This window comes from Sodalis sp. RH19 (assembly GCF_047324215.1).
Taxonomy (GTDB): domain Bacteria; phylum Pseudomonadota; class Gammaproteobacteria; order Enterobacterales; family Enterobacteriaceae; genus Acerihabitans.
Genome location: NZ_CP178734.1, coordinates 241,282 through 265,583, shown reverse-complemented (window position 1 = coordinate 265,583; position 24,302 = coordinate 241,282). Strand labels below are relative to the sequence as shown.

Sequence of the window (24,302 nt, the reverse complement as noted above, 5' to 3'; positions counted from 1 at the left end):
GTAGGCTACCGGCTGCTTGGGTATTTGGTAAAACCAATTTGTCTAACTGACTGTATACCAGCCAATCGGCATCGTTTCCTTGATTTAAATCAATTTATCCGTAGTAAAGAAACGCATCAAAAAGTCATGTTTTTGTTTTATATCAATTTTTGAGTTATTTATCACTTTCACTAATTTAACTTTTTTTTAAGCTTTATTTATTTTGTTGGCGTGCCCCTGGCGGCGGAAAAGATTCCGCCTGCGGACATAAGCCGGTAAGCTAACGCCAGTCGCCAATCCACATGGAGCGTACCATGACACAAAGTCCAACCTGGCGGGATGCGCTCGCCGAAGAGAAGACCAAGCCCTATTTCCAGCAAACGCTGAACTTCGTCGCCAGCGAGCGGGCGGCGGGCAAGATTATCTATCCCCCGCAAAAAGACGTATTCAACGCGTTCCGCTTCACCGAACTTGCCGCGGTAAAGGTGGTGATACTGGGGCAAGATCCCTACCACGGCCCCAACCAGGCGCACGGCCTGTCCTTTTCCGTCCGGCCGGGCGTGCCCGCCCCGCCCTCGCTGGTCAATATCTACAAAGAGCTGGCCAATGATATTCCGGGTTTTACCAAACCGGAGCACGGCTGCCTGCAAAGCTGGGCCGGGCAAGGCGTGATGCTGCTCAATACCGTGCTTACCGTCGAGGCGGGCAAGGCCCATTCCCACGCCAGCCTGGGCTGGGAAACCTTTACCGATAAAGTGATTGCCGTGCTGAACGAGCAGCGCGAGGGGATCGTCTTTATGCTGTGGGGATCGCACGCGCAAAAAAAAGGCACGATTATCGACCCGCAACGCCATCATATTCTGAAAGCGCCGCATCCGTCGCCGCTGTCGGCGCACCGGGGTTTCTTAGGCTGCGGGCATTTCTCCAGGGCCAACGCCCTGTTGGCACAGCAGGGAAAACCGGAGATTGACTGGCAACCGCGGTTGCCGTCGGAATAACTGGGGGAACAGGGAATGGGCCGGTTATCGGGCTCGACGACCGGCTCGCGGGCGCGGAAATCCTACGCCTTGGCTTTCGATACCGCCACCATGGCGGGACGCAGCAGGCGGCCGTTCAGGGTGTAGCCTTTTTGCATAATCATCATGACATGGTTTGGCTCGTGCTCATCGGATTCCAGCATGGTCATGGCCTGGTGCACCGCGGGATCGAACGGCACATGGGTCTGGTCGACCACGGCGATGCCGTACTTGCGCACCACGTCCAGCAGCGACTTCAGGGTCAGTTCGATGCCTTCGATAAGCGGGGTCAGCTCGCTATTGTTTTTATCGGCCATATCCAGGCCGCGTTCCAGATTGTCAATCACCGGCAGCAGTTCGCCGGCAAATTTTTCCAGGGCGAATTTATGGGCTTTTTCCACATCCAGCTCGGTGCGGCGACGAAGATTTTCCATTTCCGCCTTGGCGCGCAGCAGGCTGTCGCGCTCGCGCTGCTGCAATTCTTCCAGCTTGGCTTCCAGACTGGCGATACGCTCATCGCGCGGATCCACGACGTTCTCCGTCTCGGGCGCCGCGTCCATCCGCTGCCCGGCATCCATCTCATCCGTGGTAATGTCTTGTGAGACTTGCTCGTCAGGTATCTTCTGTTCTTTACTACTCATCATGAGTTCTCCGCGTTTTAGCCTTTTAGTCTTGCTACTCCGCTTATTATGGGGATGAATAGCAGGTATTCAAGGGATGTCGCATAATGTAGTCAGCAAAACACGGCGAGGAAAAGCAAATACATGAACACCCCTTTCAAAAGCATCGGCATTGTCGGCCATCCGCGTCATCCCAACGCCCTGGCCACGCACGAGATGTTGTACCACTGGCTGATCGGGCAGGGACATGAGGTGATCATGGAGCAGCACATCGCCCGCGACCTTGATCTTTCCGGCGCGATTACCGGCAGCCTGGCGGATATCGGCCAGCGGGCCGATCTGGCGGTGGTGGTGGGCGGCGACGGCAATATGCTGGGCTCGGCGCGCATCCTGGCGCGGTACGATATTAAAGTCATCGGCATCAACCGCGGCAATCTGGGCTTTCTTACCGATCTCGATCCCGATTCCGCGCTGCAGCAGCTTACGGACGTGCTGGCGGGCAATTACCGCTGCGAACAGCGTTTTTTACTGGAGGCCCAGGTCTGCCGGGGCAATGAATGCGGACGGCTCAGCACCGCCATCAACGAAGTGGTGCTCCATCCTGGAAAGGTGGCGCATATGATTGAATTTGAAGTGTATATCGACGATAGCTTCGCCTTTTCGCAGCGTTCCGACGGCCTGATCATCGCCACGCCGACCGGTTCCACCGCCTATTCCCTCTCCGCCGGCGGCCCGATCCTGACCCCGCCCCTAGACGCCATCGTCCTGGTGCCGATGTTTCCGCATACCCTGTCCTCCCGGCCGCTGGTTATCAACGGCAGCAGCACCATCCGGCTGAAATTTTCCCAGGCCAGCAGCGAACTGGAGATCAGCTGCGACAGCCAGATCGCGCTGCCGATACAGGAGGGCGAGGAAATTTTTATCCGGCGCAGCGAATATCACCTGGATCTGGTCCATCCCCATGATTACAACTATTTCAATACGCTCAGCACCAAGCTCGGCTGGTCGAAAAAATTATTCTGAAAATCAGCATTCGTTTCTTTACTGTATATAAAACCAGTTTATACTGTGTTTAACAACAGCTGTGTTTTTATATACAGGAAACGTATCATGCTGGCTCAACTGACCATTGCTAACTTTGCGATCGTGCGCGAGTTGACGATTGATTTTCAATCGGGAATGAGCGTTATCACCGGCGAAACCGGGGCGGGCAAATCCATTGCCATCGATGCCCTCGGTTTGTGCCTCGGCAGCCGTTCCGACGCAGGCATGGTGCGCCCCGGCGCCCCCAGGGCGGATATCTGCGCGCGTTTCGCCCTCGGCGACGCCCCGCTGGCAGCGCGGTGGCTGGCGGACAATGAGCTGGATAACGGCAATGAATGCCTGCTGCGGCGCGTGGTCGGCCATGACGGGCGCTCGCGGGGGTTTATCAACGGCATGCCGGCGCCCTTATCGCAGTTGCGCGAGCTGGGCCATCACCTGATCCAGATCCACGGCCAGCATGCCCACCAGTTGCTGCTGCGTCCCGACTATCAAAAACAGCTGCTCGACGCCTATGCGGATGAACAAGCGCTGCGGCAATCCATGGCCGGCGCTTATCGGCAATGGCACCAGAGCTGCCTGGATCTGGCCGCGTTCCGCCAGCACGCCTCGGAGCGCGAGGCCAGGCGCGAATTATTGCAGTACCAGTTAAAGGAGCTGAACGATTTTATCCCGGCGGACGGCGAATTCGAGCAAATCGATCAGGAATACAAGCGGCTGGCCAACAGCGGCCAGTTGATCACCACCACCCGCCAGGCGCTTGAGATGCTCAGCGAGGGCGAGGACCAGACCCTGCTTGGCCAGCTGTACGCCGTCCAGCAGCGGGTAGGCGAACTGGTGGGCATGGACGGCGCGCTTTCCCCGGTAATGGATCTGCTGGAAGAAGCCTCAATCCAGCTGACCGAGGCCGCGGAGGAGCTGCGCCATTACGGCGATCGGCTCGACCTGGACCCGGCGCGGCTGTATGAGCTGGAACAGCGGCTGTCCCGCCAGATCTCCCTGGCGCGCAAGCATCATGTGAAACCGGAAGACCTGCCGCTGTTTTATCAGCAGTTGCTGCAAGAACAACAGTTGCTGGAGCAGCACGACACCGACGCCCAGGCGCTGGTCGAGACCGTGGCGCAGCACCACCTCCAGGCGGTGCAAACCGCGCGGCGGCTGCATGAAAAACGCGTGCATCATGCCACTGAACTTTCCGCCCTGATTACCCGCAGTATCCGCGAGCTGTCCCTGCCGCACGGCAGGTTGGAAATCACAACGCATTTCGATGCCGAACAGCTGAGCGCCGAAGGGGCGGATCGTATCGAATTCCTGGTCACCACCAACCCCGGCCAGCCCTTGCAGCCGTTGGCGAAAGTGGCCTCCGGCGGCGAATTATCGCGCATCGGCCTGGCGATACAGGTGATTACCGCCCGCAAGATGGATACCCCGGCGCTGATTTTTGATGAAGTGGATGTGGGCATTAGTGGCCCCACCGCCGCAATTGTGGGTAAAATGCTGCGTCGGCTGGGGGAATCCACCCAGGTGATGTGCGTAACCCACTTGCCCCAGGTTGCGGGCTCCGGTCACCATCACTTTTTTGTCAGCAAAAATACCGACGGTAACGAGACCGAAACCCAAATGATCGCCCTGGACAAAAAAGCCCGCCTGCAAGAGCTGGCGCGCCTGTTGGGCGGGAGCGAGGTCACCAAAAATACGCTGGCAAACGCTAAAGAACTGCTCGCAGCTTAGAAAAGGCTAACTTTTTTACGTTCCCGTGGTCATAGATGGGCCTTGTAGAGGTTCCCAATGTCGGCAAGGTCTATTATCATCGGCATCCTATGCCTAAAAGGAATGTGATTATTATGAGCTGTAAGACGTTGACCGCTGCTGCCGTCGTTCTCCTGATGTTAACCGCCGGTTGCTCCACGCTTGAAAGATTGGTCTATCGCCCGGACATTAACCAGGGAAACTATCTGACAGCAACTGACGTAGCTAAAATTCATACCGGCATGACCAAGCAGCAGGTGGCGTATATCCTGGGCACGCCAATGATGCAGGATCCGTTCGGCAGCAGTACCTGGTTTTATGTGTTCCGCCGCCAGCCCGGTCATCAGCCTGTCACGCAACAAACGCTTACCCTGACCTTTAACAACACCGGCACCCTGACCAATATCGATAACCGGCCGTCATTGGATACCCCGCGCGGGTAAATCAGCGGTAAAAAGCCGAACTGAAGCGAAGCGGCAACGCCTGGCGAAGTAATCCCAGCGCAGGCGGCACAGCGGTAAAACGGGGCAATGCGAAGTTAACACGCTTGAGAGGGCAACGGGCCGGGCGCCTGGGGTATATTACCTACACTGCCGGCCCCCGTCGTCCCGCGCACCCTCTACTTTTTTGTGCGTTCCGCGCGCTGGCGGCGCAGCTCCTTGGGATCAATCAGCAGCGGGCGGTAAATTTCCACGCGATCGCCGTCGGTGAGCAGATCGCTTAATTTGGCCGGGCGGCTAAAGATACCGACCTTATTCTTGTCCAGATCGATATCGTGCCGTATTGCCAGAAGGCCCGAGGCCTGTATCGCCTGCTCAAGCGTACTGCCCGCAGCCAGCACCAACTGCCGCAGGTATTGCCGCTCAGGCAGCGCATACACCACTTCCACGCGGATATCCGCAGCCTCAGGCGGCACGGTAAACCTCTTTTGCCCGCTGGGTGAACGCCTGGACCATGTTATTCGCCATCTCTTTAAAAATTGGCCCGAACGCCAGCTCGATTAGCCGGTTCTTAAACTCAAAGCTCATTTCGAATTCGACCTTGCACGCCTCGGGACTCAGCGTGGTAAAACGCCAGTCCCCGGCAAACGAGCGGAATGGCCCTTCCACCAGGCGCATTACGATGCTTTCGTTATCGGTGATGACATTACGGGTCCTGAATGTTTTGCTGATGCCCGCTTTGGAAACATCCATCTCGGCGGTCAGTTCGTTTCCTTCCTTGGCCAGCACGCGGCTGCCGGTGCATCCGGGAATAAACTCCGGATAAGCGCGAATATCATTGACCAGGGCAAACATTTGCTCCGCGCTGTAGGGCACTAACGCGGAACGACTGATATGAGGCATAAGGGTTCCTGTCTTGACGATCATTGCTTAATATTATCATTTATCTGTCTCGAGACAAAAAGTGTTGGCGCCCGTTTGTCTTAAAAAGCATCAATACCGCAAGGTAACGTAAGGAAAGCATTTTATTCCCGCCCATAAAACTGTATAATATTTAGTATCATGACAAAGAAAAAAGCTTACAAACCCGGTTCAGCCACCATTGCGCAAAACAAGCGCGCCCGACATGAATATTTCATCGAGGAAGAGTTCGAAGCCGGACTCGCGTTGCAGGGATGGGAAGTCAAATCGCTCCGTGCCGGCAAGGCCAACATCAGCGATAGCTATGTGCTGCTTAAAGATGGCGAAGCCTTCTTATTTGGCGCCACCTTCCAGCCGCTTATGGCCGCCTCGTCGCATGTGGTATGCGACCCTATGCGCACGCGTAAACTTCTGCTCAACAAGCGTGAGTTAAGCTCGCTGTTCGGCCGGGTGAACCGCGAGGGCTACACCGTGGTCGCCCTGTCGCTGTACTGGAAAAACGCCTGGACCAAGGTCAAGATTGGCGTCGCCAAGGGTAAAAAAGATTTCGATAAGCGTGAGGATGTCAAATCCCGCGAATGGCAAGTCGATAAAGCACGCATTATGAAGAACGCCAACCGTTAAGATTTGCCGCGCTATTGAATTTTTGCTATAATGAAATTAACAACTTGGGGCTGATTCTGGATTCGACGGGATTTGTGAAACCCAAGGTGCATGCCGAGGTGAGGTAGGCCTCGTTAAACAGCCTCAAAAAAAATAATTGCAAACGACTCGCAATACGAACCCGCTGCTTTAGCAGCTTAATCAGTCTAAACCACTGATGGTTCCCTCTCTCCCTAGCCTCCGCTCTTAGGACGGGGATCAAGAGAGGTCAAACCCAAAAGAGCTCGCGTAGAGATCCTGCCTGGGGTCAAAGCGTCAAATCTAATCAGGCTAGTTTGTTAGTAGCGTGTCCATCCGCAGCTAACTGGCGAATGTAATGATTGGACTAAGCATGTAGTACCGAGGATGTAATAATTCCGGACGGGGGTTCAAATCCCCCCAGCTCCACCAAATTCTTGGTTGATGGTTACCAGAGCCATCCAACGAAGTCCTAGAAGCCCGCAAGGCGTAAGCCCTGGGGGCTTTTTTGTATCCTCTCGAGTCTGAAGTCACCTAATTAAATCCAATCCTTTTAGGCCCATTGATAGGCCCAATGAAAACTATTATGGTTTTCGTTGTGACCTCCCCCCATATCCTGATCATGGCAAGACAAACCAAGCCGTTGACCGATACGGAAATCAAAGCAGCCAAATCCAAAGACGCAGATTATCTTTTGTATGACGGAGATGGCCTGTCACTGCTAATCAAATCGAGCGGCAGTAAACTCTGGCAATTTCGCTACTATCGCCCTTTCACCAAACAGCGCACCAAGCAGAGTTTTGGAGCCTACCCCTCGGTCACACTTTCTGACGCACGGAAACTGAGAGCAGAATCGCGTGCGTTACTTGCAAAGCAGATCGATCCTCTTGAACATCAGAAAGAGCAGCTCCGGTCTTCACAAGAAGCCAAAACCAACACTTTCAAATTGATTGCCGAACGTTGGTGGAATGTGAAGAAAACCAGCGTAACTGAAAATTATGCTGAAGATATCTGGCGCTCTTTGGAGAGAGACGTTTTTCCTGTTATTGGTGAAATCTGCATTACCGACATCAAAGCTCATACTCTGGTCAAAGCCATATAGCCGGTTCAAGCGAGAGGGGCCCTGGAAACGGTCAGGCGCTTATGCCAGCGCATTAATGAGGGATGGTATACGCCCAAAATACCGGGCTCATTGACGCCGTTCCGAGCGTTAATATCGGTAAAGCCTTTGAAAAGCCTCAAAAGAAGAATATGCCAAGTATTCGTCCTGACCAATTGCCCCAGCTAATGCAGACAATGCGCACGGCTAACATTGGACTTTCAACACGCTGCCTGTTCATGTGGCAGTTACTCACCATAACGCGTCCTGCCGAGGCCTCAGAAGCCCGCTGGGATGAAATTAACCTCGACGCCAAAGAATGGAAAATCCCTGCTGCAAGAATGAAGATGAACAGGGAACATATCGTCCCCTTATCAGATGAGGCTTTAGCCATACTTGAGATAATGAAACATCTGAGTCATAGAGATTATGTGTTTCCAAGTCGCATCAAACCAACTCAATCAATGAACAGTCAAACAGTAAATGCGGCGCTTAAACGTGCCGGGTTAGGCGGCGTACTTGTTTCACACGGCCTGCGGTCTATTGCCAGCACCGCACTCAATGAACAAGGTTTTTCACCGGATGTCATAGAGGCCGCGCTGGCTCATGTGGACAAAAATGAGGTACGCCGCGCTTATAACCGCAGTGACTACCTGGAGCAACGCCGTCCCATGATGCAATGGTGGGCTGATTTTATAAGTGCGGCTGATAGTGGAAGTATGATTGAAGGTGGGATAAAAGGATTACGGTTAGTTGGATAACCACCAATTTTATTGAGTAAAGTATTAATAGCGTCCGATTAGACGCTATTATTTTTTTGGCTTTACTATAGCTGTATTAGCCCCTTGATGATCCATACACTTTGACCCGCCTAAAATAAGAGGTAGGCTTGGAACTATGTTCAAGACTGGTCAAAGCGAAATCATGGGTACTGTTCTTACTGAGCCAGAGCGACGCCGTCGTCGCACTCCGCAGGAGAAGATCGCCATCGTTCAGGAGACCTTCCAGCCAGGAAGCTCCGTTTCTCTTGTCGCTCGTCGTCATAATGTGAATGCTAATCAAGTCTTTAAATGGCGTAAGCAATACAAGGATGGCAGCCTGACGGCGGTCTCTGCCGGCGAAGAAGTTGTGCCGGCTTCTGAGTTAAACAGTGCCATGAAACAGATCCGTGAACTCCAGCGTCTCCTGGGTAAGAAAACCATGGAAAATGAGATCCTTAAGGAGGCGGTAGAATACGGCAAAGCAAAAAAATGGATTGCGCACGGACCCTTATTGCCCGGGGACGACGAGTAAAACCAGTGAGTGAAGCTCTGGGTGTGTCGCGTGCGCAGCTCTCGCTTTATCGTTATCGGCAGGCTGACTGGCAGGACGGTCGCATGCAGCGGCATCAAGATGACGCCGAATTACTGGAACACATCCGTGCCGAAGTTGCCGACCTTCCGAGTTATGGCTATCGACGCATCTGGGCTAATCTGCGCCGCCGTTCGGAGCAGGAAGGTCTGCCGAGGGTGAACGCAAAACGGGTATGGCGCGTGATGCGTGACAACGGCTTGTTGTTAGAGTCGAAACCCCGTCCCACACCGGATACCCGTCGTCACACAGGCCGGGTGGCGGTGGCCGAAAGCAATCGGCGCTGGAGTTCGGATGGCTTCGAGTTCCGCTGCGATAACGGCGAAAAGCTGCGGGTCACCTTCGCCATCGACTGTGGCGACAGGGAAGCCTTGGACTGGGCGGCCAGCACCGGCGGTTATGACAGCGATACGGTACAGGACGTTATGCTACGCTCAGTTGAACGCCGGTTCGGGCAAAACCTGCCGACAGCGCCCCTCGAATGGCTGACGGATAACGGTTCGGCCTATCGTGCCGATGAAACCCGGAGCTTCGCTAAAATGCTGGGCCTGGAGCCCCGAACGACCGCGATCAGAAGTCCACAAAGTAATGGTGTAGCAGAAAGCTTCGTTAAGACGATGAAGCGTGATTATATCGGCATGATGCCAAAACCGGACAGCCAGACGGCAGTGTTAAACCTGTCGTTAGCGTTCGAACATTACAACGAATATCACCCGCACAACGCTTTAGGATATCGCTCACCAAGAGAATATCGGCGCAGGGGGAAACCATCAACCTAAGCGGGAATAGGTGCATGGATATATGGGGTCAAAACCAATAGCTCAATAAGCAGCCTTTACAGCAAGGTCGTCTTCAGTCTTTTGACTTCGCATCTCTAACAGTCAGATCGATTAAAATAACATCAATTGCTACTACGCCAGGGAAATTACTGGCGACAGTATCCCAATAAGATTTGAGCGCATCTTTCAAGCCCGAAAGCGTAACTCGTTGCTCCCCAATCTGCCAGTGCTCTTGATCAGATTTACCCTTCCAGACCAAAAGCATGACCCCGCACCCAGCAGTGTGTTCACGCAAATAGTCGCCTGCAAGTTGATTGCGTAATCGCTCACATAGCTGTGGGCCAGTCCAATTATCAAGTAACTTCAGCTCAATAGGAACTGGCGAAGGTATGAGTGCATGTTGAGTCCAAATATCGGGTCTCTGCCTGTTAGGAAGTTCGTTTTCCTGTGCGCATGTGTAGCGTCCAGAAGAGTGATCGTTCAGCCATCCCGCCACAAGGTTTCGCATCTCAGTTTCCCCCTCAACTCTTTGCCAAGTTTTGTAGGGGCTGTCGTTGCCGTTTTCGATCCATGCCTTAAGATCAATTAAACGGTCTACTGTGAGATCAAAGAGTTGTCGATGTGTCGTGGGCGTCCGCATCTGATATTGGCTAAAATCCCGCACTTGCTGCGCTGTCCAAGGTTCTAAGTCTGTATCTTCTTCGGCTCGTTTATAAGCTAGCCTTTCCATCCACGATCTGGATTTTACAACAGGATGTTCTCTGGAGAGCTCAATGAGAGCGACGTATGTCTCTTTGCCGGGAATTGAGGACAACTTGTTGAATAGTGCGTTACGACCATCTTGCGCATCATCTCTCAACCCTGGGGAATAGGCCACTCCGCTAACTCGTTCTATATCGTCTTGGGTTCGAATATACGTATGCATCAGAATATAAAGTACTTTAAGGTGTATCACACTGAGGGAGTTTCCATGGCTAGAACCCATGTTAGAAGAATAACGACTACCCATTAATTTTGTTATAAACAACTGCGCTGCTTTTGATGCTTCTTTTGAGGGAAGGCTTATCAGCCACTTTTCAAAAGCTACAATAGCTTTACCAGCGTCAAGGTCTACCCAAACTGCATACCAAGTTGCCAATTGCTCACTTGATAGATTATTTGCAATTTTTAACTGAGCTAAATCCGAAACGGCTTCACAATAAGCATTATCACTCATCAAAATCTGGATGCAGTCACGGAGTGCGTCAGGGTTTTGAATATTGTGTAGCTTCATCCAGTCGAGAACCGATGGAGCCAAATATTTATGCAACCATGGAGCATAGTTAACCAAATCATGCAAAATATAATGCAGCGACTGGTCCGCAGATGTATGTGCAAGTTCCCAGTATAATTCAGTAAGTACTGCGTCCAAGACCAATTCGGGGTAAATTCGATGTAGGCGTTGAAGCCAGTTTGGAAAACCATTAAGTTCCCAAACAATATACCGAAGTGCGTGATAAACCTCTGCTTCGGTCAAATTTTCGGGAAAACGGTCGTTCTCACTCGCTTCAATCTCAAGGCCAGCCATCGCAAAGATCAAATGATAGGCTACCGAGTTTGTATCGCCTCCCTCTGATCTGAGAGCTGGGGAAAATGTTCGCCAATGTGATAGTGCCGCATCACGGTAAGCTCTTGCAACATCCTCGCCAAATTCAGGTATCAATTTTACCCAGTTTGCACCATCTGAACGGCTACCGTTGTTACCTTCAATTTCGCGTAATAAGTGATACTGATAATTACTGAACTCGCCCGGATTCAAACCTGGAGGATTACGAATAACATCTGGTGTCGCTTTTAAACGCTCAATCCATTCCATGCGGTTGCGATTGCGCTCTTCTTTTTCAATTTCCCACTCAGCCTGTCGACGTGATTCTTTTTCTTCCCATTCGGTGACTGCTTGCGGCCTCGATGGATTCAAAAAAGTATTAAGGTAATCTTTCACCTCCACTTGCCCCTCTTTAACACGCTTTAGTTCGTTTAACCATCCTTCAGGTTCGCCAGCTAATTTATAAAGTCTACAGGCTAGAGATACAGCAACGAGCTTGTCATCCAAAAAATCGCGTGTCGTGACAAAATCTAGAACATCGTCAAATCTGTCTGTCCCGAACTTCCAAAAATGCCCGAGCCACTGCACAGAAAAATCATCAATTACACGTTCGGATTTCTTCGTACCTCTACTTTCACGTGCTTCCTCAATACTTTGCCAGAAGAGTGCATCATTCAACTCTTTCCAGTTTGGTACCATTACATGGAGAAGGCTTTTATATTCGTCGAAATCTCCACTTCGCCAGAATCTCACTGCTGGTACCTTCAACATAATTGCGAGTGGGTCTGATGAAAGTGCTTCCTCAGAATGAGTGGAGATCAATCTTTCAACGGCATGGGTCGCAGGAGATAAGAGCCATGTAAACTCTTTTGAAGCATGGCATTCTCCCCGTTCAATGTAAGGTTTACGATTGAGATAGCCATTTAAGCCACTAATGAGTGCCACCAAAAGTGCCGGCGCAGCTCCATCTAAAGGAATACGCTTAATGAAGCCATGCAATGCACGGCCCAATCCAGTTATGTTAGAACGCTCATAAGCTTCAAGTTTGTCGATTGACACAAGTAATAGTTCGACCGAGATTATATCAGCGTCAGCATTTTCTAAAACTTCAGCAAGCAATTTTCTTGGTAACGTATCAGGATTAATATTTAGTTCGCACCAGAGGTGATCTTTTTGACTCCGCTTCCCACACGTCATCACAGCGCGTGCTGAAGCAATACGAGCATAAATTCCTCGCGCTGAATCAACTGCGATATCCGATAATGCGGGTACACACTCAGTCATATCTCCTTGCCAAACCAACCTGCCTAAGAAGAAGATTGCATCGTCATTGTTTCGATGTTCCGTGATAAGACTGAGGACATCTTTAATTAAGTCAGAGTGGGCAATGCGGGCTATGGCACTATTGTCACCAACAGAACGTTCGTCTCTATCTTCGGCAATACGCGTGACAATATCTGCGAGGATGGCTTGACGTACAGTAAAGGGTAAGTGCGCTGCGTCACCTCCTTCGACTGCAACTTCAGGTGCAATTTTTAGCGCTTTGTGGCGCATTGCATCGTCAAACAAAATCAGCCAAGGCAATACTGGTCGCAGACGAGGTGTTATGACCGAATGGCCATATTGTTCACGAATAAACAAAGACTCTATTGCGTGGCGAGAATGGCCAGATCCTAGTTGATGACTGAACCATTCTGCCGCGAGTAACTCTCGCACTTCTCGGTGACGAAATCGCACAATACCGTAAAGTGCATCGTTGAAAATTCCACGCTCAAGCAATGCCTGTACTTCTGCAGGTTCCCAATCTCCTAAAACAGTCGCCGCATCAATCCCTTTGTTAGGCAGAGTCGAGTCTGGAATTCGAATGCCAGGTTCACCAGTCAGGATAACCGCAGCAGCAAGTAAACGTACGCCACTCATAGCTTTTTCTCTATTAAGTGGCTGACGTTGCGTGCGGCTTGGATCGATTTCATCCAAACAAAGTGCGATATTGTGTCGAAGTAACTCGAGCCGCCCATCAAGCTTTTGGTCTGTTTTCCACTTAGCAAGGATGCCTTCAAGATCAAACGGCCTAGCGGCCATCGATATCAAATTCGCACGCTGAAGATCAATGAGCAGTTTATCTACTTGTGGCGTTCCACGGTGTTCTGCAAAGATGCGAATCCCACTATCATCAAGTGGAGCGAGCAGATATACCTGTAGCGCACTCTGTGGTTCAACAGACTCATCAATATCGATTTCTGAGGAGCGACTATCTATGTTAGTCGTATCCTCTTTTGTTGGTCTATCAAATGGCAGGTATCGCTCCAGCAATTCTCGATCAGAACGCGCTCGCCATGCATAGGGGCGGCTGGAAACAAAAACGTGCGCACGCTGTTGCGCCGGTTTTATTTGTGTGGCAAAACGCTTAATTGCTTTCTCGAAAGTACGCGGGTTTTCCAGCCTAGCCTCGTCGATAGAATCTAGGAAAAACCAAGCTTGTTCATGCGAATCCAACCAATGCTCAAAAGAATCCACGCTGCCAACTTCGAATGCATTCTCAAAGCCATCTTCGATATCTTCTATCCTGATGAAAAATGCTGCACGGCCAGATTGCTCTACATGTTTTGCCCGAACCTCCATCTCGAAGCTTTTCCCCGCACCTGCTTCAGCCAATATGACGCAACGGTATTCTTCCTCAAGCTCCTGCCAACCAGTGCGCTTCCGGTCGATCCAGAGTGAGTGCAATTCTTTCTCGTCTGAGTCAGTCTCAGATTTGGGTACCAGAGAAAAATACCGTATAAGCGGTACAGACTTGTCCGTCATATAGAAAAACCTCGAGATTCCAGGGGATTGAATACCCCACTGTATACGCCTTCGTTCACGGGTTAAACTTGCTTACACTTTGGATACTGATTTCAAGCTCATACCTTCTTAAGAACATCACTCTAATACCGAAGCGCTAGTTCGTGATGCTTTTATGCATTCAGTGGGGCAAATAGTTATGGCCATCCCGGCAGGCAATGACAGCCATATAGAAGCCATTAGGTTGCACAATTTGCCCTTCAACTTTTAGTTATTCCACTTAATATGCTCAAAAATGGACTTGTTAACTATCTGCTTCCAAAACCCATGCATCAAACAAGCATAACCGCTTGAATAACAAAGCATTTACCACTTAAAGCTCAAAGTTATTTACCAGAAGTGGAGGATTGAGTTTCTTCCTTTTCATCATCACGCCTTAAGCGTGCGACGCTGCGCTCGACCGTACTAAGCGGATTAAAGACGCCTCTGACAGCTGCAGTACGTATACTCGCCGTATGGGCGCTGTAGTGCCGGTCAAAATCCAACTCTATGCCGCACTTCTCCGCTTGCATCCGCACAAAACCGCGGATCATATTCTCTCGAAAACGGAACCAGTTTGGACGAACACCGTTTGTGCCAACCAGAGCATGAGACAGAATACAACCGTGATTTTCCTTACGCAGCCTTGTAAATCGGCTATCAAAAGCTTTCTGCGTCAGTGGTTCCAAACTCAAAAGGTTCATTACCTGTACATAGGAGGCAATAATGTGATCTTTCCCTCGATTAAGATCGGCACCTTCAGCCATTGCCCAAAGAATGTAGTGCATATGCTCATCGCGGCAGGTAGCTGATTCGTAACTACGTCTCAGCGTCTCTTCAGCTGAAGTGACTGCAGCATCAAGTGATGCCATGAAGAGGGCCTTATTTACCTCAATCACCGTATCCTCTGCTTGGTAGCACTCATAAAGTAATTTGCTACACATCAGATGCACATAGTACGGAAACCCATCGCTCAGCGCACAAATGCGATCAGCAATATTGGTAGGAATAGACAGATTAAAATAATCAAATGCAGTCTGCACAATACGTTGCCTACCGCTCCAGTGCAGGCGTTCAAGATCGATTTGTTCAATCTGACGCTGGCTGGACAAGTGCCCACCGATTAGATCTGAAATGGACTGACCAATGCCGGTAAAAATGAAACGTAAGGCGATGTCACCATCACTCAGTTGCTTGATCAGAATGCCGAATCGAGCGCGCTCCTGCGGATCACGAATTAGATCGAATTCATCAACTACAACCACTGTACTTTGAGAGTAAACTTGACCAAGCGTCTTTAGGGCTGCCACAGCGGTAGACATATTAGTGACAGCAACCACATTAGGGTCGCGCTCTTCTAGGCGGGTTTCAGCTTTCACCAGCGGCAGTGCCAGACCAATAGAGGAGGTGGTTTTATACCGACTTCGCGGGGTATTTCCTTGCGCCTGAAAACAGATAGCAGCTACTACGGACTCCAGAGTAGCATCAGGATCGCAACTGACCATTAATGGAGCATTATCCGAGGACTGGACAAGATTTGCGGCTGTATGTGCCAAGGATGTCTTACCAACCCCACGATCCCCATAAATGAACACATGACGTCCTGGTGATTTCAACGCTAGTTGGATAGTCTCCAACTGACGCTCTCTGCCGAAAAGCTTTTCTGGTGTGCGTATGGGAACGCTCAGGGTAAGTACGTCGTTCAGCCGGTTGCCAAACGTCTCAAAATCACACTCTGCTATAGCCATAAGTTGCCACTCATCCTATACGGAAACGAAACATGGTATCGCACTGATATCGATAACCAATGATACTGTTTATTTGTACAGACAAAAAGCCAGAGGTATAGGGAATTTGCAACTCAGTCGAGAATTTAGAGATTGTTGTATCATCCTTCTCCTCACAAGCTCCCCCCGATACCATGGATTACATTGAATAATTTTGAAAATATATTCCTTTCGCGCAGCCATTTCTTAGATGTCAGTCCAGAGAATTTCAGGGATGAGCCCTCAGAGGAAAGAAAATACCGATCTTCGCGGAGCAGCCAAAATTGAGACCCTTTTTAATCACTTTGTGAATCTATGTGACATATTACCAATTCAACTTTAGCTATCTCATATTAAGTAGCAAATGATAGAACGTAGTGGCAAATCGCGGATATCCGCTGAAACTGCGGATGGATAACGGTCCGGAACTGATATCGCTGGCGCAATGGGCGGAAGAACATGGCGTGATACTGGAATTTATCAGGCCGGGCAAGCGGACACAGAATGCGTTTATCGAACGGTCTAACCGGACGTACCGGACAGAAATACTGGATTTTTATCTGTTCAGGACACTGAATGAAGTACGGGAAATCACAGAGTGCTGGCTGACTGAATATAACAGCGAGCGGCCTCATGAATCGCTGAATAACCTGACGCCGGAAGAGTACCGGCTGATGGCTGAAAATCCGGAAATCTCAAAAAGTGTGTGGGACTAAAACCGGTGTGCTTACAGTTTCAGCCCTATCTCAGAAATGAGCCGCAATCGCCTAACCACCTGACTGACCCTGATCCCGGATTAGTGACCCGAACCCCAGAAGAAATTTCAAGCCACAATATTGTCGAGGTAGGTGCGGGACTATGGTGGCTGATTGTTAGATTTAACAGATAGGCCAACAAGGAATGGCCACCCGGAGGCAGTATTGTTAAAAGTGGTTATTATACCCACTATCATATTGACTCATATTTTTTCTGTGGGTACTATACCCACAGAGGGACAAAATGGAGTCAGGATGGAAAGCGCTAAGTTAATCAAGCTATTGATAAATGATGGATGGATAGCAAGGAAACAAAAAGCAAGCAGTCATATCACGCTTGAAAAGGAGGGAGTAAGGGAAATCATCACCCTTCCCCACCCAAGGAAAGAAATCTCAAAAGGAGTTCTAAGACAAGTAAAGAAGATTTCGGGGCTAAAGGTCATTTAACAGAAAGGACGGCGCAAGCTGCCTTTAATAGCGCTTTCACCCTTAGTATAGTAAGTCATGCGAGGTACTTAATGATCTATCCAGTTTTCATTTTCGGAACTAAAAGCGGTGAATATGACGGTTATTTCCCCGATATTCCCGGTTGTTTTTTTGCCGGGGATACATTGGAAGAAGCCGTTCGCGATGCAGAAAAAGCATTCGGTGTACATGCTGAAGCCCTCACAGAGCGCGGCGAGCACGTTCCCGCCCCTACTGATCCCTCAGCCTATATTCACGATGATCGCCTGTCAGAGGATGACGGCTTCCTAGGCTTTGTTGAGCTCGATCCGACAAAGTACGAAACCAAAGCCGTTAAATTTAATCTCACTATGCCCGGCAATCTCATTACGGCCATCGACCGTTATATTGAGACAAACGGGCATTACAAAAACCGTTCGGCGTTTCTTGCGGAGTTGGCCCGCAAGGAAATTGCGAGAAACTGATTGATATGGCCTCTAGCGGGGCCAATCTTGTTTACACCTACAGAGATTTTCGCTGAAGCCCCCTTATTCCCATGAAAGCACGTTTAACCGGGAACGGACGACGTTGACGTCGCCTTTGGCCTTGTTCCTTCGCGCCGTCGCACAGCATTAGCGAATCATGTAAGTTCGGCCATAAACTGCCCCGGGACCGAAGGCTCAAGGTAAATATAACCGGAAATGATGAGCATTATACTTTCCTTATCCTGCAGTCCAGCCGGCCTCAACGCATGGCGGGGTGGGATGAAATACTCAAAAGTTTGGGAGCACAATTTTGCCCTGGATACTGCCTGATAAAGCACGCTTATGTGCAGCTGAAGCCATTTGTAAAGGGTAGGTGCTATCAATGACGACCCTGATAATTCCTGTTTCCAGAAGGCTACCCGCCGCTGAGAGTTGCGCGCCACTGGAACGCACTTGCGTTGTTGACACCGTAATTCCTCTTTCGGCGGCCTCCTTCTGCCCGGAAAAATGCAAAGGATTAACAAGAAACATTGCCCCGCCTTGCTTGATGCTGTTCAAAAAGCGCTCAACGCGCGTTCCACCTGAAGTATCAATGACAAGATCGGCATTTTTTACTACGGTCTCGGGAGCTATTTTGGTGTAGTCGATAAACTCATCCGCACCGAGATCGCGTAAAAGCGCCTCATTGCGGGAAGAAGCGACTGCAATCACTCGCGCGCCTTTCCACTTGGCAATCTGCACCGCAAGGTGTCCTACGCCTCCTCCGGCGCCGTTGACCACTACTGTCCGGCCTTTTAGAGGAACAGGTGTATGTTTGAATGATTGAAACGGATTAGGCGCGTCATGCCCCAGTTCGACAAGGAACTGCCAGGCCGTGAGCAGTGACATCGGCGCACCCCCGGCCTGGACATGTTCGATGTTCTGAGGTTTTAACGCCAGCTCTGATGCAGGAACGCTCACGTAGTCGGCATAGGCACCGCTGCCTTCCATGGCTCTTTCAGGAAAACGCACCATGGAATAGACTTCATCGCCAATGCTGAATCCGGAAACATTTTTGCCGACCGCTACGACTACACCGGATATATCCGTGCCCAGGATGAGCGGAAAGTGGGGATGGGGCCACCATTCAGGCGGCAACGCCCGATAACCGTCACGCAGATACCAGTCTGGCGGGTTGAGACTGACCGCATACACCCGAACAAGCACTTCCGTACATCCCATCGTTGGCCGGGGTGCATCTTCATATTTAAGGTTCTCTGGACCACCAAACGCGTGCAGTCGTACTGCTTTCATCATTTCAGTCATCACAAGCTCACTCTAATGGGGATTCAGTTGCCAGATAATATGACTAATAATGATGATTGATAATGGGGCTGGATTTCGCTTTAATGTTGCCATGAAGGAACAAATAGGTTTTGAAAGACTCACCGGTCTTATCGCATTCGCTCGCGCGGGAGCGCTTGGCAGCTATACCGCTGCTGCGCGCTCGCTATCCGTTTCACCTTCAGCGATAAGTAAGAGCATCCAGCGACTGGAACAGCGTCTTGGCGTCACTTTATTCACCCGCACCACACGCTCGCTGGTTTTGACTGCTGAAGGCCGCGAGCTGCACGAGAGGGCTTTACGGTTGTTGCGCGATGCCGAGGAGCTCGAGCAGGTAGCCATGCGTACGCGGGCAGAGCCCGCGGGAACATTACGCATTGCGGCATCGTTGCCGATAGGCCTCCATATGATCGCCCCTGCGCTTGCGCCATTCTGCGCCCTGCATCCAAAAGTGACGATTGACTTACGGTTAAGCGATCGCGTGATCAGTATCGTTGACGAAAGTATTGATATTGCCATCCGGCTCGGCGACCTCGCGGATTCAAATCTCCTGTCGCGTCGCCTTTCGCCCTATCAGATGGGTTGTTATGCTTCGCCTGATTATTTAGCCAAATGCGCCCCGCCAAAACACCCTAATGATCTCATAGGGCATAAAACGGTCAATCTGCGTTACCAAAATACGGGGCGGATTTTTCGCTGGCCGTTCCGGGTTGGCGAGCGGGAGATCGAAATCGTGCCGTCCTCTACTGTCATCGTTGATGCAAGCGAAGCCGTTATAGCGGCAGTCGCTGCCGGTGCCGGAATAGGAATGGCGACAAGTTTTATGGCGGCTTCTTTGGTAAGGCGCCAGGAGTTAATTCCCGTTCTGACGGATTTTTCTGTAGAACGGCATAATATTTCGGCAGTCTGGCATGAAAGTCGTCGTTCAAACCCTGCCGTACGTGCGTTTCTGGAATTTATGCTGGAGCAGTTTTAAATTCTCTTAACTGGACCGCCCGCAAAACGGCGGACATGTCCCTTCACCACGCGGCAACAGGTGACAGCCGGTAGCAGCGCACAACCGGAGGAAAGCGCGTCGGGTATAGAATGCATTGCCCCCTCCTGCCACAGTGATCCTGAAAACCCGCGGCATAACAGCGCAGCCGGAATACGCGCTTTGGCCGTTTATTTCAGACATCTGGATTTCAGTGAACAAGCATCCGGGCATGAAATGCGTTATACCTGATGACCCCCTAATTAAACAGCAGGAGCCCGTAATGGATTTGGATCTCAAAGACAAAGTGGCGCTGGTGACAGGCGCCAGCACCGGTATCGGTTTCAGCATTTGTGAAGAGCTGGCGGCAAACGGTGTGCATCTGGTGATGGTGGCCAGAACCCAGTCGCGGCTGGACGACGCCGCCGACAGGCTGGCGCGGCGTTATGGCGTCTCCACGCTGCCGCTGGCGGGCGACGTGACCGATGCCGCGTTTCCCCGTGAGGCAGTCCGCCTGGCGGAGCAGCAATTTGCCGGCATTGATTTACTGGTCAATAATGCGGGCCGGGCCCATGCCGGCACGCTGCTGACCACCACGGAGGAAGACTGGGAGGCGATGACCGCCACCAAATTTACCGCCATGCGCCGTTTTTGCCGCGAGGTGATCCCGGGTATGCAACGGCGGCGGTGGGGGCGTATCGTGAACATCTCCTCCATCGGAGGGCTGTATCCCAACCCGCCGCTAACCGTTTCCCATGCCCTGAGTGCGGCCATTAATAATTTGACCCGCAGTTTGGCGCTTGATGTCGCGCCGATGGGCATTCTGGTCAATGCCATTGGCGTTGGCGCGGTCGCGACGGAAAACTGGGCAAACAACATGCTGCCCAACGTTCGCGAGCGCCGTCCGGAACTGGCCGGTAAAACCGATGAGGACATTATGGACATTCTCGGTAAGGAAAGAACCCCCGTCGGGCGTTTCGGACGCCCGGAGGATATCGCCGTTATCGCCGCGTTTTTGCTTTCCGCACGCAATCAGTTCGTTACCGGGCACACCGTGGAAGCGTCCGGCGGCGCGGACCGGTTTATGTAATGCTGATCACACCCGCGGCTATGGCCAGGTATGCAGCGGGTTGACATGGGTAAGGAGGCGCCGCCGCATTTTCTCCCCAGACAAATTGTCCCTTTCAGGATAGCGGCCTGCGTGCCGCTTCGCGGCACAGGCATCAGAAGAAACGCAACCCGGGTTGCATCCTTCGGGATCAGCGCGAGCCGCTAAATCGTCTGGATATGTTGTGAAGCGTTTTCTCTTCTGCCGCCAATGGCATAGGTCTTTCCCTCCCGCGGCAGGAGATGGAAATGTTCCGGGGGTAAAGGCGGCGGTACGGACACACGCCAGGCGTTATCCGCCGGCTCGTCGAGGCATGGGGTCGGTCCGAATTGTTTCAAACCTTGAGCAGTTTTACCGTGGCATCCACGTCTATCTCATCTTCCGAGAAAATTAACGTCGTTCCCTGAAAGGTGGTGATCGCCAGTTTTTTCAGCGAACGCATTTCGCCAGGCTTCGTGGCTGATTTCGGCCGAATGCTACTCATCAGCACCCCTACGGACAGCACCGCATTTTCTTTATCAATGCGGGTATCGGCAGGCACCTCTTCGCTGTAAACCAGATAAGACTTGATCGACGTAAGCTTAAGACGCTCGCCTGCGATATAGATGTATTTGCTTTCCGGTGCGACTTTCACGGCATAAGCCGACAACCCCTTGTTATTCGTGGTGGGTTCGAAGGTCACCGCCGCATCTTTCTTAATCAGCTCAGGGTTGGCGACCTTAATCACATGAAAATAACGGTTATCGCCGTTTTCATCTTTGATAAATCCAAAACCTTTATCTTTAAACCAGGTTGTGATCGTTCCATTCATCGCCGTTACCGCCTGCTTAATCGTTTATCTAATCAGTTTTTGCAGCGCGCAGTGTAAAACACAATGCCTGCGCAGACTACGTCTTTGGTTTAAGTCTGGACGATAAATGTAGGGTATGCGAACGGGACGGCCAGGTAAAGGCGTCAGCGACGCAGAGTGAAACGCTGCGGCCAGACGTTGCGGAAGAGTTAACGTGGCGGCAGCAGCATCAGGTCTGGCTATTTTTTGCGCAAAAGAAAAACAGCCGCTGCCGTCAGAACACCTATCAGGGGCATGGCTCCGGCGCCGGCTATGAAGTTATGCTGATCTATTCGTTTTTCCCGGCGGATATCAGCAAAGCGGGCAAGCGCGTGTTTTTCATCAGCGGCGTTGACCTCTTCAAATTGTTTTTTATAACCCTGATGGGTCAGCCGAGAGGCCAGGTCCGTGTCTGATCTTTCCAGCACGATGGTTTGCTTACCCTTTTTGAAAAAAAGGTATTCCGGCATTGGGTGCTCCATCTGGAAGAGGATTTGATATAAATAATATATCCGGTCTCACTTCATGTTGTACACATCTGCCTGTATATTCGCCGCCGCCAGATCAATCACGCGTATTTTATTCGCTCATTTCCAGTAAGGAATGTTTTTGGCCCTATTCATCTGCCACTCCCGGGCTGATATGGTCTGGATGATTGTTCAGTGTCAGCGCAAGCAACCTCTGCTGAAGGCTGAGCAGGCTTTCCCTGTTTCCCGGCGTTCCACCTTTAAGCAGACTCGTGAACCAGATGCCGTCTGCCGCAAGTCTGGCAATCTCCAGATCCGGTGCACTGTCAGTCTCCTGATGCTGTTTCAGGCGCTGAGCGAGCCAGCTTTCCCAGCGTGTTATCAGTTCAGGTTCAGCACAGAGAGAAAACGTCAGAGCTGACATCTTTTCCGTGCAGGCGACAATTGTCGTCCTGATATAAGCCCGTGTAAAGCGACCGTAGCCGCCGGGGTCACGCGCCATGAAGTCCTCAAGGAGTACATTGAACTGCTCCAGCTCATCATCAAATACCGCAGTGATAAGATCCTGCTTGCTGGAAAAATGGTGAAACAGGCCGCCTTTGGTCACACCCGCGTCAGAGGCGATGTCGCTGACGCTGACACCGGCAAAGCCACGGGCCGCCATCAGACTTGCCGTACTATTGAGCAAACGGCGGCGCACATTGACAGGGTCTTTTTTTGGTCTGCCGGACGCTGTCATCATCAGTGGGCACTCATCTTGGAAAAGCCGTTAATCACCACCACGCCTACAACAATCAGCGCGATACCCGCGATGGCCGCCGCATCAGGTTTTTGCCTGAAAACGACCACGCCGATAAGGGTCGTCAGAATAATGCCCAGCCCTCCCCAGGAGGCATAAGCAATCCCTAGCGGAAGCGTACGCAGCACCTGAGCCAGCAGATAAAAGGAACAGGCATAAAGAACAGCGCAAATTAGCGAGGGCATAAGGCGGGTAAAATGTTCAGACTTGCCCAGAAACAGGGTGCCCACCACTTCCAGAACGATGGCGAGTGCGAGTGCTGCGTAAGCGAGTAGTGAAGACATGGTTTTCTCCTGAAATAAAAACCAATACTAGATACCTACCGGCCGGTATGCAAGTTAAGCGTCAGCGGTTTTTTTCTGCTGCGTAACCTCGGATTAACATAAGACGTGCTGTGACAGGCGGGCCCCCCCCGCGGCCATCCTCATGGCACCACGTTGCCGGTCACGCCTGTTGGCACCCATAACAGCAAAAAGGGACTAGCCCTAGTCTGGATACGATAAAAAGCGGGAACGCCAAAAGACGTCATCCCGTCGGGCCGGCAGCGCGGGCGTTGACGACTGTCGAGAATAACCCTGCGTTTTCCGGTACTGGCTGAACATCCGATGTTAATGAAAAGCCCGGAAGGACTTTTCATACATCAGCATCCGCAAGGCGTTGATTACCACATCAAATCATCCGGCACTTTAAAATCGGCATACGGATCTTCTTCATCTTGTTCTTCCTGACTTAGCGCACTATTTAATACAATACTGTTCGCATCTCGCTGCGCAATTTTATCGGCTACGCTCGCCGGGATAATAGCGTATTTACTCACGCCGCTGTTATCATCAACCAACCGGGCAATGGCGAGACGGCCACTGATCAGCTGAGATTGAGTCAGCTTGTCCACAGCTATCTTTTTAATGAGATTATTATCTGTGAAGTTAAAATCAATATCGCCTCTGGCAATATTGATTCGATTCATTTCAATTAACTGCTTCACCTGGGCTTTATATTCTTTCGATAAAGCAGCGTGTTTTTGTTGCTCGCTGAGCTGTTTATCACGTTCAAGCTGTGCTTTTTTATTTTCTTCCACAGCCTCTCTTGCCTCACGGGCCTGCGCCCGTGATTTTTTAGCCGTTTTTTGGACTTTGGCTATTTTTTTGCTGGTTACTAATCCAGCTTTTAGCATCTGCTCTTGTAAGGTGAGTTTTGTCATCTTCGTTTCTCAAACAGTCGAATAATTTGTGTGATTATACCCGTAATGTATGAGGCTGTACCAGATTGAGCACCTGATCACCGTGCGGCATGAGTTTGGCGGGTCTATCAGAGGCTGGCGTGACCTGCC

Annotated in this window: 20 protein-coding genes, 1 other RNA gene and 3 pseudogenes; 13 read left to right on the top strand and 11 right to left on the bottom strand. The window is 51.1% G+C overall.

Annotation, left to right across the window (positions count from 1 at the left end):
• Positions 1 to 293: 293 nt before the first annotated feature.
• Positions 294 to 977, top strand: coding sequence for a uracil-DNA glycosylase (ung, locus tag ACL2XF_RS01250; RefSeq protein ID WP_410013968.1), 684 nt, complete (start codon positions 294 to 296; stop codon positions 975 to 977).
• A 62-nt stretch (positions 978 to 1,039) separates the two neighbouring features.
• Here ung and grpE read toward each other — a convergent pair whose 3' ends face one another.
• Positions 1,040 to 1,636: a nucleotide exchange factor GrpE gene (grpE, locus tag ACL2XF_RS01245; RefSeq protein ID WP_410016750.1), complete on the bottom strand. Its 597-nt coding sequence runs from the start codon at positions 1,634 to 1,636 to the stop codon at positions 1,040 to 1,042.
• Between the two features lie 123 nt (positions 1,637 to 1,759).
• Here grpE and nadK point away from each other — a divergent pair, with 123 nt between their 5' ends.
• The 3 genes from nadK (at position 1,760) to bamE (ending at position 4,848) form a co-directional block, all read left to right on the top strand.
• Positions 1,760 to 2,638 carry an NAD(+) kinase gene (gene nadK, locus ACL2XF_RS01240; protein WP_410013967.1) on the top strand — a complete coding sequence of 293 codons (879 nt, stop codon included), beginning with the start codon at positions 1,760 to 1,762 and terminating at the stop codon, positions 2,636 to 2,638.
• An 87-nt stretch (positions 2,639 to 2,725) separates the two neighbouring features.
• Positions 2,726 to 4,387 carry a DNA repair protein RecN gene (gene recN / locus ACL2XF_RS01235; protein ID WP_410013966.1) on the top strand — a complete coding sequence of 554 codons (1,662 nt, stop codon included), beginning with the start codon at positions 2,726 to 2,728 and terminating at the stop codon, positions 4,385 to 4,387.
• A gap of 113 nt (positions 4,388 to 4,500) precedes the next feature.
• Positions 4,501 to 4,848 carry an outer membrane protein assembly factor BamE gene (gene bamE / locus ACL2XF_RS01230; protein ID WP_410013965.1) on the top strand — a complete coding sequence of 116 codons (348 nt, stop codon included), beginning with the start codon at positions 4,501 to 4,503 and terminating at the stop codon, positions 4,846 to 4,848.
• 176 nt (positions 4,849 to 5,024) lie between these two features.
• Here bamE and ACL2XF_RS01225 read toward each other — a convergent pair whose 3' ends face one another.
• Both ACL2XF_RS01225 and ACL2XF_RS01220 read right to left on the bottom strand, forming a co-directional pair.
• The gene (locus ACL2XF_RS01225; RefSeq protein ID WP_413727846.1) at positions 5,025 to 5,321 is read right to left on the bottom strand and encodes an RnfH family protein; all 297 of its coding nucleotides are present in this window, start codon (positions 5,319 to 5,321) and stop codon (positions 5,025 to 5,027) included.
• Positions 5,311 to 5,748: an SRPBCC family protein gene (locus ACL2XF_RS01220; RefSeq protein ID WP_413721195.1), complete on the bottom strand. Its 438-nt coding sequence runs from the start codon at positions 5,746 to 5,748 to the stop codon at positions 5,311 to 5,313. The genes ACL2XF_RS01225 and ACL2XF_RS01220 overlap by 11 nt, the downstream gene beginning before the upstream one ends.
• A 159-nt stretch (positions 5,749 to 5,907) precedes the next feature.
• Here ACL2XF_RS01220 and smpB point away from each other — a divergent pair, with 159 nt between their 5' ends.
• The 4 genes and pseudogenes from smpB (at position 5,908) to ACL2XF_RS01200 (ending at position 9,656) form a co-directional block, all read left to right on the top strand.
• On the top strand, positions 5,908 to 6,390 hold the full coding sequence (gene smpB / locus ACL2XF_RS01215) for an SsrA-binding protein SmpB (RefSeq protein ID WP_410013963.1): 483 nt from the start codon (positions 5,908 to 5,910) through the stop codon (positions 6,388 to 6,390).
• 46 nt (positions 6,391 to 6,436) lie between these two features.
• Positions 6,437 to 6,819: a transfer-messenger RNA gene (ssrA, locus tag ACL2XF_RS01210) on the top strand.
• 190 nt (positions 6,820 to 7,009) lie between these two features.
• A pseudogene (locus ACL2XF_RS01205) lies at positions 7,010 to 8,247 on the top strand (integrase).
• Between the two features lie 163 nt (positions 8,248 to 8,410).
• Positions 8,411 to 9,656: pseudogene (locus tag ACL2XF_RS01200) on the top strand (IS3 family transposase).
• A 32-nt stretch (positions 9,657 to 9,688) separates the two neighbouring features.
• Here the strand turns inward: ACL2XF_RS01200 and ACL2XF_RS01195 are convergent.
• Positions 9,689 to 14,005, bottom strand: coding sequence for an NACHT domain-containing protein (locus tag ACL2XF_RS01195; RefSeq protein WP_413727845.1), 4,317 nt, complete (start codon positions 14,003 to 14,005; stop codon positions 9,689 to 9,691).
• 365 nt (positions 14,006 to 14,370) lie between these two features.
• A complete protein-coding gene (locus ACL2XF_RS01190; RefSeq protein WP_413727844.1) occupies positions 14,371 to 15,771 on the bottom strand; it encodes an AAA family ATPase in 1,401 nt (466 codons plus the stop codon).
• 392 nt (positions 15,772 to 16,163) lie between these two features.
• Here ACL2XF_RS01190 and ACL2XF_RS01185 point away from each other — a divergent pair.
• The 3 genes and pseudogenes from ACL2XF_RS01185 to ACL2XF_RS01175 form a co-directional block, all read left to right on the top strand.
• Positions 16,164 to 16,505, top strand: a pseudogene (locus ACL2XF_RS01185) (integrase core domain-containing protein); the annotation flags it as partial.
• 153 nt (positions 16,506 to 16,658) lie between these two features.
• Positions 16,659 to 16,991, top strand: a complete 333-nt coding sequence (locus ACL2XF_RS01180) for a type II toxin-antitoxin system HicA family toxin (RefSeq protein WP_413721205.1) — start codon at positions 16,659 to 16,661, stop codon at positions 16,989 to 16,991.
• 71 nt (positions 16,992 to 17,062) lie between these two features.
• Complete coding sequence (locus ACL2XF_RS01175) at positions 17,063 to 17,473, top strand: type II toxin-antitoxin system HicB family antitoxin (protein WP_413721206.1); 411 nt, start codon at positions 17,063 to 17,065, stop codon at positions 17,471 to 17,473.
• Between the two features lie 288 nt (positions 17,474 to 17,761).
• Here ACL2XF_RS01175 and ACL2XF_RS01170 read toward each other — a convergent pair whose 3' ends face one another.
• Entirely contained in the window at positions 17,762 to 18,778 is a 1,017-nt protein-coding gene (locus ACL2XF_RS01170; RefSeq protein ID WP_413727843.1) for an NADP-dependent oxidoreductase, read from the bottom strand.
• 91 nt (positions 18,779 to 18,869) lie between these two features.
• Between ACL2XF_RS01170 and ACL2XF_RS01165 the strand changes: the two genes are divergently transcribed.
• Together ACL2XF_RS01165 and ACL2XF_RS01160 are read left to right on the top strand one after the other, a co-directional pair.
• Positions 18,870 to 19,772: a LysR family transcriptional regulator gene (locus ACL2XF_RS01165; protein WP_413728749.1), complete on the top strand. Its 903-nt coding sequence runs from the start codon at positions 18,870 to 18,872 to the stop codon at positions 19,770 to 19,772.
• Between the two features lie 280 nt (positions 19,773 to 20,052).
• The gene (locus tag ACL2XF_RS01160; protein ID WP_413727842.1) at positions 20,053 to 20,859 is read left to right on the top strand and encodes an SDR family NAD(P)-dependent oxidoreductase; all 807 of its coding nucleotides are present in this window, start codon (positions 20,053 to 20,055) and stop codon (positions 20,857 to 20,859) included.
• 352 nt (positions 20,860 to 21,211) lie between these two features.
• Here the strand turns inward: ACL2XF_RS01160 and ACL2XF_RS01155 are convergent, their stop codons facing one another.
• The 5 genes from ACL2XF_RS01155 to ACL2XF_RS01135 form a co-directional block, all read right to left on the bottom strand.
• Positions 21,212 to 21,688 carry a cold-shock protein gene (locus ACL2XF_RS01155; protein WP_410013956.1) on the bottom strand — a complete coding sequence of 159 codons (477 nt, stop codon included), beginning with the start codon at positions 21,686 to 21,688 and terminating at the stop codon, positions 21,212 to 21,214.
• A 218-nt stretch (positions 21,689 to 21,906) separates the two neighbouring features.
• Positions 21,907 to 22,176 (bottom strand): hypothetical protein, encoded by a 270-nt coding sequence (locus ACL2XF_RS01150; RefSeq protein ID WP_413727841.1) that lies wholly within the window; start codon positions 22,174 to 22,176, stop codon positions 21,907 to 21,909.
• A 145-nt stretch (positions 22,177 to 22,321) separates the two neighbouring features.
• A complete protein-coding gene (locus tag ACL2XF_RS01145) occupies positions 22,322 to 22,915 on the bottom strand; it encodes a TetR/AcrR family transcriptional regulator (RefSeq protein WP_410013954.1) in 594 nt (197 codons plus the stop codon).
• Positions 22,915 to 23,256, bottom strand: coding sequence for a DMT family transporter (locus ACL2XF_RS01140; protein WP_410013953.1), 342 nt, complete (start codon positions 23,254 to 23,256; stop codon positions 22,915 to 22,917). Before ACL2XF_RS01140 ends, ACL2XF_RS01145 begins: the two co-directional genes overlap by 1 nt.
• A gap of 377 nt (positions 23,257 to 23,633) precedes the next feature.
• Positions 23,634 to 24,173 (bottom strand): DUF2058 domain-containing protein, encoded by a 540-nt coding sequence (locus ACL2XF_RS01135; protein WP_413727840.1) that lies wholly within the window; start codon positions 24,171 to 24,173, stop codon positions 23,634 to 23,636.
• Positions 24,174 to 24,302: the final 129 nt, after the last annotated feature.

Bases quoted from the DNA above. Each gene is read 5' to 3' on its own strand.
- ung (WP_410013968.1), top strand. From the start codon at position 294: ATGACACAAAGTCCAACCTGGCGGGATGCGCTCGCCGAAGAGAAGACC.
- grpE (WP_410016750.1), bottom strand. From the start codon at position 1,636: ATGAGTAGTAAAGAACAGAAGATACCTGACGAGCAAGTCTCACAAGAC.
- nadK (WP_410013967.1), top strand. From the start codon at position 1,760: ATGAACACCCCTTTCAAAAGCATCGGCATTGTCGGCCATCCGCGTCAT.
- recN (WP_410013966.1), top strand. From the start codon at position 2,726: ATGCTGGCTCAACTGACCATTGCTAACTTTGCGATCGTGCGCGAGTTG.
- bamE (WP_410013965.1), top strand. From the start codon at position 4,501: ATGAGCTGTAAGACGTTGACCGCTGCTGCCGTCGTTCTCCTGATGTTA.
- ACL2XF_RS01220 (WP_413721195.1), bottom strand. From the start codon at position 5,748: ATGCCTCATATCAGTCGTTCCGCGTTAGTGCCCTACAGCGCGGAGCAA.
- smpB (WP_410013963.1), top strand. From the start codon at position 5,908: ATGACAAAGAAAAAAGCTTACAAACCCGGTTCAGCCACCATTGCGCAA.
- ACL2XF_RS01195 (WP_413727845.1), bottom strand. From the start codon at position 14,005: ATGACGGACAAGTCTGTACCGCTTATACGGTATTTTTCTCTGGTACCC.
- ACL2XF_RS01190 (WP_413727844.1), bottom strand. From the start codon at position 15,771: ATGGCTATAGCAGAGTGTGATTTTGAGACGTTTGGCAACCGGCTGAAC.
- ACL2XF_RS01175 (WP_413721206.1), top strand. From the start codon at position 17,063: ATGATCTATCCAGTTTTCATTTTCGGAACTAAAAGCGGTGAATATGAC.
- ACL2XF_RS01170 (WP_413727843.1), bottom strand. From the start codon at position 18,778: ATGACTGAAATGATGAAAGCAGTACGACTGCACGCGTTTGGTGGTCCA.
- ACL2XF_RS01165 (WP_413728749.1), top strand. From the start codon at position 18,870: ATGAAGGAACAAATAGGTTTTGAAAGACTCACCGGTCTTATCGCATTC.
- ACL2XF_RS01160 (WP_413727842.1), top strand. From the start codon at position 20,053: ATGGATTTGGATCTCAAAGACAAAGTGGCGCTGGTGACAGGCGCCAGC.
- ACL2XF_RS01155 (WP_410013956.1), bottom strand. From the start codon at position 21,688: ATGAATGGAACGATCACAACCTGGTTTAAAGATAAAGGTTTTGGATTT.
- ACL2XF_RS01150 (WP_413727841.1), bottom strand. From the start codon at position 22,176: ATGCCGGAATACCTTTTTTTCAAAAAGGGTAAGCAAACCATCGTGCTG.
- ACL2XF_RS01145 (WP_410013954.1), bottom strand. From the start codon at position 22,915: ATGATGACAGCGTCCGGCAGACCAAAAAAAGACCCTGTCAATGTGCGC.
- ACL2XF_RS01140 (WP_410013953.1), bottom strand. From the start codon at position 23,256: ATGTCTTCACTACTCGCTTACGCAGCACTCGCACTCGCCATCGTTCTG.
- ACL2XF_RS01135 (WP_413727840.1), bottom strand. From the start codon at position 24,173: ATGACAAAACTCACCTTACAAGAGCAGATGCTAAAAGCTGGATTAGTA.